We start from the raw sequence: 2,527 nt of genomic DNA on the forward strand, positions 1-2,527 counted from the left end.
ATCCGGCCGCGCATGCAGAGCCAACAGGACCAGAGCCAGGCGATCCGACGCAGCCCCCCTCCCCCGGCGTTCCACCAGCAGACCCGGAGGCGTAGCACACTGCTCACCCCAACCCGGCGCGAACAGCCCCTCGATGAACCGCAGAAGCGTCGCCAACTCCACCTTCGACAGCGCCAACGGCGCTCCAGCGTCACCCCGGGCCTCCCACAGAGGCTCCACCCGGTACTCGACACCGGTCGGCAGACCGTCATCACCACGAAGCACCCGCGCTGAGACAGCTTCAACTTCGCGAAGGACTGGCAGAACCTCGTGGTCAACCGTCGACTCCGACACCCCGAGCCAGCGCCCCAGCTCCCGGGCAGTGATCTCGACGCGGCAGGTGCCACGGCTGGCCTTCGCCATCAGCACGAGCGCGGAAACGCGCACGACGTCCTTGCGGTCGGCGATGCGCCCATCGGTCAGCAGGGCGCGGACCGCAGTCAGCAGCCGAAAGCGCATGGCGCGCCCGAGCTGTAGGGCCAGAGTCGGGTGCGGTGACCCTGCTGAGAAGCCCGTGGCCAAAGGCGCCGGGCCTGGAGATTGAGCCTTCTTGGGTAGGCTGCTGCCTGCTTTAGGCATGACTGAGCCGACCCTCGTACGGGTAGCTATGATCTGCTCCAGTCGAGGAGTAACAGGGAAACCCTCATCGCCAACCGGCACCGCCTGGGGAGGTTGGAGGCCGGACGCGCGGCGGGTATTCAGCTAGGGATGTGGAGCGACGCTCACCTCCTCGACGCGACTGGCCCGGGATTGCGGAGTCCCGGGCCAGTTTCCGTTGCGCCCTGTTGGGCGGATTTTGGCCGATCTACTCGGCGTGTGATGGGTCTGTCAGTCCTTGGCCTTCTCCGCGACCTCGTCTGCGAGAAGGCGTCGGGTCGGTAGCTCGTTGAACCATCGACCCAACGGGGCGTAGTAGAAGGGCTGTTCAGCAAACTTGAAGAACGCAAGGGCCTTCGGCCCCGGACCGGAGACGAGTTCGCAACCCGTCTGGTGAATGAAGAGGCCCGTGTCGTCGTGCATTTCATCTGGAAGCGCAGCTCGAGCGGTCTCGATCGTTATGGCTTCCCAGACCCGGAGCCCCTGGTCCTTGTTCGCCGGCCGGCGCTCCTCGGGCCAGACAAGGCGCTTCAAGGCCCCGTAGAGGCGGACAAGGACAATGTCAGTCTCTACGGTGTGCTGGGCATCGATCACTCCTTCCTCGGCAGCGTCTCGAGCCACCTTGGGCAGGACGTGCGCTTCTTGTGCCAGGGCGCGGAGTGACCAACCGCTGGGCGCCGTGCTCATGAATCAGTCCTCGCTTTCATTCAAGAGCATCCTACTCACTGATCAGCCGTGTCTTGGTAATGACAGAACCACCGTGTGTCTGATCTTCAGGTGGAGGCTCATCAGGGCCGCCCATGAAAACCGCTTAGACCTGCGCAAATAGGGCGTCGAGACTGTAGCGGTGTGGGCGTGTCAGGAGCACGTTGGCCGTTCGGTGGGCATGACAGTGCCATTGAGGGTGAGGTCGCGGATGCGCGCGGTGTGTAGTGGAGAGGTCAGACCGATCGTCATGCCGTACGCGTGGACGCGTGTGAAAGTGCCTGACGTACCGCATGTGTGAAAGTGGGTGAATAAGTGAAATGGCAACAGAAGAGGGGTGGCCCGACCACCTGGGCCGGGCCACCCCTCTTGCGTCACCTTCAGCGAGCTGGAGGGAAGGGCCCTTCTTCGTCGGCGGCATCAAGGAAGCGATCCACCGAAGCCGAGACCACATCAAGGATGAGGCCCCCGCTGCCCGCTCCGCGCTGACCGCGTAGATGACGCTTGAGTCCCTTGAGGAACTGGTACATGTCCGGAGACACACCAGCTTGAATGCTCACGCCGGGTGGATGCTCGCCGGACCACTTGTCGATCAACCACTCGTTGGCAATGGCCGCGAGCTCCTCAGGGCTCAAGTCCTTCACCAACCTCAATGCGGCGTCGAGGTAGTGCCCGGGCATGAGATTCCGCCCAGAAGACTCGGCGTCATCGTCAGCCTTCTGGAGAAGCCTCGCCTTGGTCTCCCCCTCGATGCGGCCAGACCAAGTCGGCCAGTTGCGCTCTGTCCTGTGCTTTATGAACGAACTGAGCACGGCGGCCTGCATCGGAGGCTTCGTGTCAGCAGCCTTCCTGCGAGTGCGCGGCTTCAGAGCCGGCTCGGCAGAGGCCGCGGTGAAGCCGGGACCGTCGTTCCTGCGGCGGCCCGCAGTTGGGGGCTCAGGCGAAGCCTTCGCTTGGCCGGGTTTTTCGATCTCCTCAGCCGGCTCGGCCGCTGGGGATGCGTCCCGGACAACTGCCTCGGGCTCGGAGGAAGTCTCGTTAGGAGCCGCAGGGGTGGTTGCGCCCTCCGGAGGCTGGGACGGCGAGGGAACGACACGGGAGGCTTCAGGCGCGACGGGCGTCGGCGAGGGCTCCCCTCCATCCTGGCTGGGGAGGTGAGCTTCCGAACACAGAGTGGCGGTGGTGT

Annotated in this window: 1 protein-coding gene and 2 pseudogenes; all 3 read right to left on the bottom strand. The window is 64.6% G+C overall.

The genetic code is table 11. The features are described from left to right. Positions 1–498 (bottom strand): annotated as a pseudogene (locus RM812_RS41335) (hypothetical protein); the annotation flags it as partial. 369 nt (positions 499–867) lie between these two features. Further along, a complete protein-coding gene (locus RM812_RS41340; protein ID WP_311586057.1) occupies positions 868–1,323 on the bottom strand; it encodes a hypothetical protein in 456 nt (151 codons plus the stop codon). A 398-nt stretch (positions 1,324–1,721) separates the two neighbouring features. Continuing rightward, positions 1,722–2,527: pseudogene (locus RM812_RS41345) on the bottom strand (hypothetical protein); the annotation flags it as partial.

This window comes from Streptomyces lancefieldiae (assembly GCF_031845825.1).
Classification (GTDB): Bacteria; Actinomycetota; Actinomycetes; order Streptomycetales; family Streptomycetaceae; genus Streptomyces; species Streptomyces lancefieldiae.

Bases quoted from the DNA above. Each gene is read 5' to 3' on its own strand.
- RM812_RS41340 (WP_311586057.1), bottom strand. From the start codon at position 1,323: ATGAGCACGGCGCCCAGCGGTTGGTCACTCCGCGCCCTGGCACAAGAA.